We start from the raw sequence: 7,776 nt of genomic DNA, 5'->3' as shown, positions 1-7,776 counted from the left end.
AGCGGTGCCCGGCCCCGGGTATGTGCGTCTAGCCGCTAGCTGGCCGAAGTAGCCAGCGAAACTCCGCGCAAGCGGTCCATCTGCGGATCGTACAGCGGATCATCGACCACGGTGGCGGCAATCTGCTTGCCGAAGTACTCGATCGCCACCGGGTCACCGGTTTCCACCGAGATCGGCAGCCACGCGTAAGCGATCGGCTTGCGGACCGTGTATCCGTAGGCGGCGCTGGTGACGTAGCCGGAAGGCTTGCCATCCACGTAGACCGGTTCCTTGCCCAGGACCATGGACACGCCATCATCCACGGTCAGGCAGCGCAGGCGCTTGGTGGCCGCCGCGGCACGTTCGGCCAGCGCCGACTTGCCCACGAAGTCCGCGGTCTTGGCGGCTTTCACCGCGAAGCCCAAACCGGCCTGTTCCGGTTCGTGCTCGCTGGTCATATCGGTGCCGAAGGAACGGAAGCCCTTCTCCAGTCGCATGGAGTTGAACGCCTCGCGCCCGCCGGCAATGATGCCGTGCTCCTGCCCGGCTTCGAAGATCGCATCCCAGAGCTTGGCGCTGACATCCGCCGAGGCGTAGAGCTCCCAGCCGAATTCGCCCACGTAGGACAGGCGCATCGCGGTGACCGGGATGCCGGCGATGGAGATCTGCTTGGTGCGGAAGTACTTCAGCCCCTCGTTGCCCATATCGTCGTCGCTGATCTTGGCCATGACCTGTGGGGCCAGCGGGCCCCACAGGCCGATGCAGGAAGTCCCGGCGGTGATATCGCGAACTGCCACCCACTGGCCCGGGTTGGCCTCATTGAACTTGCGCGCTTCGCGGTCCAGGTAGGCGACATCCACGTTGGAGTTGATGCCGGCCTGGTAGACCTGTTCGGAGAGCCGGGCCACGGTGATGTCGCTGGTGATGCCGCCGGCATGGTCCAGCAGCAGGGTGTAGCTGACCATGCCCGGGGCACGCAGCATATTCGCCGTGGTCAAGCCCTGGAGCATCGACCCGGCACCGGGGCCGGTGACTTCCACGCGCTTGAGCGGGGTCATGTCGAACATGGCCACCGCGGTGCGGGTCTTCCAGGCTTCCACCGCGGCAATCGGCGAGTGGAACTTGCTTGACCAGCTGTCGCGCTCCGGGGCCGCCCACTCCGCCGGCAATTCATCGAGCAGCGCGGCGTTGGCCTCGTACCAGTGCGGGCGCTCCCAGCCGGTGCCCTCCAGGAAGAAGGCGCCCAGCTTCTGCTGGCGGGAGTAGAACGGGCTGGTGCGCACGGCGCGGGGCTTGGTGCGCGGTTCCAGCGGGTGGCGGACATCGTAGATTTCCACGAAGTTCTGCTGCGAGGTCTCGCTGACGTACTCCTTGGTGGTTTGCACGTCCTCGAAGCGGTTCAGGTCGCAGTCGCTCAGGTCCGTCGTGGAGGTGCCGGTGGTGATCAGCTCGGCCACGGCCTTGGCGATGCCCGGCGCGTGGGTGACCCACACGGCCTCGGCCGCGTAGAAGCCGTCCACTTCCCTGGACTGGCCTACCAGCGAGCCGCCGTCCGGGGTGAAGGAGAAGATGCCGTTGAAGCCGCGCTGGATCCGGGTATTGCGCAGATCCGGCAGCAGCTCCTGGCTGGCTTCCCATTCGGCGGCGAAGTCCTGCGGGGTGAATTCCAGTGAGGAAGGCATCCGCTCGTGGGTGATCTCTTCCGGGCGGTAGGCCTGCAAGGTGTCCAGGTCCACCGGCATCGGGCGGTGGGCGTAGGAGCCGATGCCGATGCGATCTCCCCACTCGCGGTAGTAGAGGTCGCGGTCCTGGTAGCGCAGGATCGGGCGGCTGGCACCGGCCGGCAGCTCGTTGACTCCGGCCAGCGACGGGGCCGGGGTGCTCCAGGCGAACTGGTGGCCCAGCGGCAGCAGCGGGATCGAGGTGCCCACCAACTTGCCGATGTTCGGTCCCCAGAAGCCTGCGCAGGAGACCACGATGTCCGCCGCGAAGCGCTCCTCGCCGCAGATGACCGCGGCGACCTTGCCGCCGGAGACCTCGATATCGGTGACGATGGTGCGGTCGCGGAACTCGACTCCCGCGGCCTTGGCGCGTTCCATGACCAGCGCGGTGCCCTTGGCGGCCAGGGCCAGCCCGTCGCCCGGGGTGAACAGGCCGCCCAGGACCTTCTCCGGGTTGAGCATCGGGAACTTCGCCAGGCAGGCGGCGGCGTCGATGACTTCGGCGTCGACCCCGTAGGAGCGGTTCCAGCCGGCACGGCGATGCAGGTCGGCCAGGCGCTCATCGGTGGTGGCGATTTCCAGTCCGCCCACCGGAAGGAAGGAGCCGCGCCCGTCGGCGCCCACCAGGCCGGTGAGCTTCTCGATGGTGTACTGCGCGAATTCGGTCATGGACTTGGACGGGTTGGACGAGAAGACCAGGCCCGGGGCGTGCGAGGTGGAGCCGCCGGGAAGATCCAGCGGACCCTGCTCGATGACCAGGGTATTGGTGTGGCCCAGCGCGGCCAGTTCGTCTGCGAGGTTGGCGCCGACGATGCCGGCGCCGATGATGAGGATCCGAGGGGAAAGACGGGACATGGGGACTCCTTGAAAGCTGATGGTGTGGTGGTGGCCGGCGCGCTAGGCGTCGATGACCAGATCCGATTGGGCGGTGGAGCAGCAGGGCAGGAATTTCCCGGCCGCGATTTCACGGGCGCGGATGCCGCCCTGGTGGTTCATCGCCACCTCGCCTTCGAGCTTGACGACCTTGCACGAGCCGCACATGCCCTCCTGGCAGTTGGCGCCGATGCGCACCCCGGCCCGCTGGGCGACACCCAGGATGTGCTCCTGGGAACTGATCCGGACATTCACCGCGGTGCGCAGGAAGGTCATGGTCAGCTCGCCTTCGCCCACGGTGGGGAAGGAAGCGGTATCCGGCGAGTCCTGCGCGGGAACCAGCGGTGAGGCCGGCGGCAGCGGGGCATTGGAATCGACCGCCACCAGCTTCTGGCCGCTGGCCTCGATGGTGCCGCTCTGGTCGTACTCGGGTTCGTACATCCCCAGCTCCGGCGGCTGGCTCTCGTAGAACTCCTCCACGGATTCGGCCACCTCCTCGGCGATGGACCCGGCCAGGGCGATTTCCTCCTGGTATTCGAGCAGCGTCTTGCGGTCCCCGGAGAAGAACTCCATGAACACCGAGGTGTCATCCACCCCGGCCTCGCGCAGCAGCTGGGTGGCCGAATTCAGGTACCCTTCCGGCCCGCAGGCGAACACCTTGCGGCCATTGGCGTCCGGGGCCACCGCGTCGATCATCGCCGTGGTCAGCCGCCCGGCAAAGCCCTTCCAGCTCTTGGGCTTGGCCCGGTCGCCCAGCGAGTAGAACACCTTGATCCGCGAATCGACCTGCGCAATGTATTCCAGCTCGGGCCAGAAAGCGAAGTCCCCGGGCACGGTGCCGTGGCAGAGCACCACCACATCGGCCTGGCCGGGCAGCGAGTGGATGGTGCGCACCATCGACATGATCGGGGTGATCCCGGCTCCGGCCGCAAGGAACAGGTAGCGGGCGCGCCGGTCGGAATCGCCCAGGTGGAAGGCGCCCACCGGGCCGAGCATCTCCAGCACCATGCCCGGACGCAGGTTCTCATGCGCCCAGGAGGAGACCAGGCCCTTGGGATCGCGCTTGATGCTGACATTGAAGGTCCAGGGCACGGTGGGCGCGCTGGAAATCGAGTAGCTGCGGTCCACCGGGTCCTGGTCTTCGCCATGCACCGGGAAGGCGATGTTCAGGTACTGCCCGGCGCGGAAGGCCAGCGGGGCGCCATCGGCGCGGCGGAAGACGAAGGTCATCAGCCCGCCGGCTTCCTCGATGGTCTGCACGCATTCGGCCAGGAACTCCTGGGGGTGCCAGGGTCCCAGCGCGCGGGCCGCGCTCGCCGGGCCTTCCTGGGAACTGAGGACCCGGTTCCACGGCATTTCCAGCCCGCGGATGCGCTGGGCCGCTACGCTCGATGCCAGCTGGGCGCCTGCGCTCATGCCAGGTGCTCCAGCACGCGCTGGGTGTACCAGTTGATGAACGCCTCGACCTGGTATTCGCTCTTCATGTACGGGCCCGGCTGGTAGGCGGGGCTGGCTGCGCCCTTCTGGCACAGCTCGACGAAGGCCTTGTCCTGCAGGTTGGTCTGCTTCCAGGTGTGGGTGAGCTTCTCCAGATCGTAGTCGTCTCCTTCGACCGCGTCATCGGCCACCAGCCAGGTGGTGCGCACCAGGGTCTGGTGCTCGTTGATCGGGAAGGCGGCGAAGGTGATCACGTGGTCGGACTGGAAATGGAACCAGCTGTTGGGCTGCAGGTGCATGGAGCAGCGGCCCAGCCGGAAGTCGCGCAGCTCGCCGAGCAGCTTCTTGGACAGGCGGTGCCCGTCGGCGGAGAAGGATTCCCCGTCGCCGTCCAGGGATTCGCGGGAGATGCGGATGCCGGCGATGCGGGTGTCCAGCTGCTCCACGACCTCGTAGGGCAATCCGTAGCGGCGGCAGCGTTCCTCCAGGGCCGCCTGGGCTTGCTGGTTGCGTTCCCATACCTCTTCCAGGTGCGGCGGAACGGTGTCGTCGCTCAGCCCCCAGGTGGGGAACAGCGAGCAGGCCAGCTCGGGGTGCCCGTCGCAGTGGTAGCACTCGCGGTTGTTCTCCATCACCAGCTTCCAGTTGCCCTCCTCGATGATGTCCTGCTGGTAGGCGACCTTGGCGCGGGCGATATCGTGCGGGGCCAGGTAGGGCTCGAAGATGCCGGCGACCTCGTCGAAGTCCGCCGGCGGGTCCTGGGCCAGGGAAACGAAGACCAGCCCGGCATGGACCCGGCCGTGGGCGCGCTTGAGCGCGAAGCAGCTCTTGTCGAACTTGCCTTCGCCCGGGGCGGAGGCGTGGATCAGGTCCCCTTCGGGTGAGTAGGTCCACGAGTGGTAGCCGCAGACCAGGTTCCCGGTGCTGCCCGAAGCTTCGGTGAGCACGCGGGCGCCGCGGTGCCGGCAGACGTTGTGCAGCACGTTGACCCCGCCCTCCTCGGTGCGCAGCACGATCAGCGAATGCGGACCGTAGTCCACGGTCACGTAGTCCCCGGGCTCGGGGATCTCGGCAATGCTCGCGGCGAACAGCCAGTGGGTCCCGAAGATGGCCTGCATTTCGACATCGAATACTGAGGGGTCGGTATACAGCGGGGCTTCGAGCGAGTAGCCCTTGCGCCGGTTGCGGAAGAGCTCGGTGATCTCGGCGAGCTGTTCTTGGTTCACCGACGTAGCGAGCTTCCCACGCGTAGTGCGCGGTGCGCTTACCGAAGCGGTCATCTGTTACTCCTTGGAACACGACGCGGCTGGCGTCCTCTGGCTGTGGTTGCGCGGGCCGATGTGAGGCCGGTCACCGCATGAATCGAGACTAGGAAGAAATAGTCGGCAAGAAAAGCGCAAGAAATTGAACGGAACCGTGCACAATTGGTGCATGATTGATCCACGCTTCGCCACCCTGCGGGTCTTCTCCTCCACAGGCTCGGTAGCGCGCACCGCGGAACTGACCGGCTACTCGGCCTCGGCGGTCTCCGCGCAGCTGCGCGAACTGCAGCGCACCCTGGGCATCAAGCTGATCACCAAGGAGGGCCGCGGGGTGCGGCTGACCTCCGCGGGCCGGCATTTCGTTGCGGGCCTGGACGGGATTGTGACGCAATGGGAGCTGCTCGCGGCGTCCGCGCGCAACGCCTCCGGGCAGGTGCAGGGGCAGTTCGGCCTGGGCGGTTTCTCCACCGCTGCCGCGCAGCTGCTTGCCCCGCTGGCCGCGAACCTGCGAGCCACTCGGCCCGATACCGAGGTGCAGCTGATCGAAGCGCAGCCGCAGCGCTGCCTGGACTTGCTGCTCGCGGAGCGGATCGACCTGGCCGTGATCGTGGCCAGCCAGACGTCCGGGGGTTCTGCCGCCAGGGACCGGTTCGAGCAGACCGTGCTGCTCGATGACCCGCTGGATGTGGTGCTGCCCGCCACGCACCGGCTGGCGCAGCACAAGTCCGTGGCCCTGGAGGACCTGGCCGATGACCCGTGGATCTCCGAATCCGGGCAGTCGGTCTACCGGGCGCTGTTCGTTGCCGCCTTCACTTCGCTGGGGGTCACCCCGCATATCGCCCACGAGGCGGTGGAGTGGGAAACCATGATCGCGTTCATCGGGGCGGGCCTGGGGGGGGGGCTGCTGCCCCGGCTGGCCACCCTGGGCGATGCGCAGAATGTGGTGCGCCGCCGGATTTCCGGGGCGGCCAAGCCCTCGCGGCGCATCGTGGCGGTGACCCGCAAGGGCAGCCGCGGCTCGCCGCTGATCGAGGAATCCCTGGAAATCCTGCAGCGCACAGCCAAGGACATCATTTCCCTGCGCTCGGCCGAGGAACTGGACGGGTAGCCGGCCGCTGGCGGGCTGCCGGACCCGGCGGATTTCTCGCCGGGCTATTGACATGGATCACATCCAGTGGTCAGACTTGGGCACATCCGATTTGGTATCCAACTGATATTTCAAGGAAGTGGTCCGCTATGGGCAACTTGGCAGTAAGCTACGCCGGGGCAGGCAAGGTCGAGCTGATCGACACCCCGTACCCCGAATTCGAATTGAAGGACGGACCCGGGGTCCACCCGGCAAACGTCGGGCGGCAGGTGCACCACGGGGTCATCCTGCGCACCATCGCCACCAATATCTGCGGTTCGGACCAGCACATGGTCCGCGGCCGCACCACCGCCCCCGTCGGGTTGGTGCTGGGCCACGAGATCACCGGCGAAGTGGTGGAAGTAGGCCGCGATGTGGAATTCCTCAAGGTCGGCGACGTCGTCTCGGTGCCCTTCAACATCTCCTGCGGCCGCTGCCGCAACTGCAAGGTCGGGCAAACCGGCATCTGCCTGAACGTCAATCCCGACCGCCCCGGCTCCGCCTACGGCTACGTGGACATGGGCGGCTGGGTGGGCGGCCAGGCCGAATACGTGCTGGTGCCCTACGCGGACTGGAACGCCCTGAAATTCCCCGACCGCGACCAGGCCATGGAGAAGATCCTGGACCTGGCCATGCTCTCGGACATCTTCCCGACCGGCTACCACGGAGCCATCGGCGCCGGGGTCACCGTCGGCTCCACCGTCTATGTCGCCGGCGCCGGCCCGGTGGGCCTGGCCGCGGCCACCTCCGCGCAGCTGCTGGGTGCGGCCACCGTGATTGTCGGGGACCTGAACGCCGACCGGCTGGCCCAGGCGCGCAGCTTCGGCTGCGAAACCGTGGACGTCTCGCAGGGCGACCCGGCCGAGCAGATCGCCCAGATCCTGGGCGTGCCCGAGGTCGACTGCGGCATCGACGCGGTGGGCTTCGAAGCGCGCGGGCACGGGCACGACGCTGGCAAGGAGCAGCCTGCCACGGTGCTCAATTCGCTGATGGAAATCACCCGTGCCGGCGGCAGCCTGGGCATCCCGGGACTCTATGTCACCGGGGATCCGGGCGCCGAGGACGAAGCGGCCAAGGTCGGTTCGCTGTCCATGCGCTTCGGCCTGGGCTTCGCCAAGTCCCACACCTTCGTCACGGGCCAGTGCCCGGTGATGAAGTACCACCGCGGGCTGATGCAGGCGATCCTCTCGGACAAGGTCTCGATTGCCAAGAACGTCAACGCCACGGCCATTGGCTTGGACCGGGCCCCGCAGGGCTACGCGGCCTTCGACGAAGGCGCCGCGCAGAAGTTCGTGCTCGACCCGCACGGGCTGATCAGCGCCTGATCCGCGCTTGACGCGCATTTAACCGCTGCCCGGGGGGGGGCCGGGAACAATTC

General features: G+C 67.3%; 5 protein-coding genes. 2 read left to right on the top strand and 3 right to left on the bottom strand.

Translation table 11 applies throughout. The features are described 5' to 3' along the window. Positions 1–35 precede the first annotated feature (35 nt). From ACNPM8_RS11960 to ACNPM8_RS11950, 3 genes are read right to left on the bottom strand one after another with little or no spacing between them, the layout of a single operon-like run. Complete coding sequence (locus tag ACNPM8_RS11960; protein WP_448939906.1) at positions 36–2,555, bottom strand: GcvT family protein; 2,520 nt, start codon at positions 2,553–2,555, stop codon at positions 36–38. 42 nt (positions 2,556–2,597) lie between these two features. Next, positions 2,598–3,989 (bottom strand): flavin reductase family protein, encoded by a 1,392-nt coding sequence (locus tag ACNPM8_RS11955; protein ID WP_332488080.1) that lies wholly within the window; start codon positions 3,987–3,989, stop codon positions 2,598–2,600. Continuing rightward, the gene (locus ACNPM8_RS11950) at positions 3,986–5,290 is read right to left on the bottom strand and encodes an aromatic ring-hydroxylating oxygenase subunit alpha (protein ID WP_105658918.1); all 1,305 of its coding nucleotides are present in this window, start codon (positions 5,288–5,290) and stop codon (positions 3,986–3,988) included. The genes ACNPM8_RS11955 and ACNPM8_RS11950 overlap by 4 nt, the downstream gene beginning before the upstream one ends. Positions 5,291–5,441: 151 nt before the next feature. Between ACNPM8_RS11950 and ACNPM8_RS11945 the strand changes: the two genes are divergently transcribed. Both ACNPM8_RS11945 and fdhA read left to right on the top strand, forming a co-directional pair. Continuing rightward, positions 5,442–6,380 (top strand): LysR family transcriptional regulator, encoded by a 939-nt coding sequence (locus ACNPM8_RS11945; RefSeq protein WP_448939905.1) that lies wholly within the window; start codon positions 5,442–5,444, stop codon positions 6,378–6,380. A gap of 128 nt (positions 6,381–6,508) precedes the next feature. Continuing rightward, entirely contained in the window at positions 6,509–7,723 is a 1,215-nt protein-coding gene (fdhA, locus tag ACNPM8_RS11940; RefSeq protein ID WP_133833949.1) for a formaldehyde dehydrogenase, glutathione-independent, read from the top strand. Positions 7,724–7,776: the final 53 nt, after the last annotated feature.

It is taken from the genome of Glutamicibacter sp. AGC46 (assembly GCF_053543715.1).
This window is presented reverse-complemented; position numbering and strand designations above follow the sequence as displayed.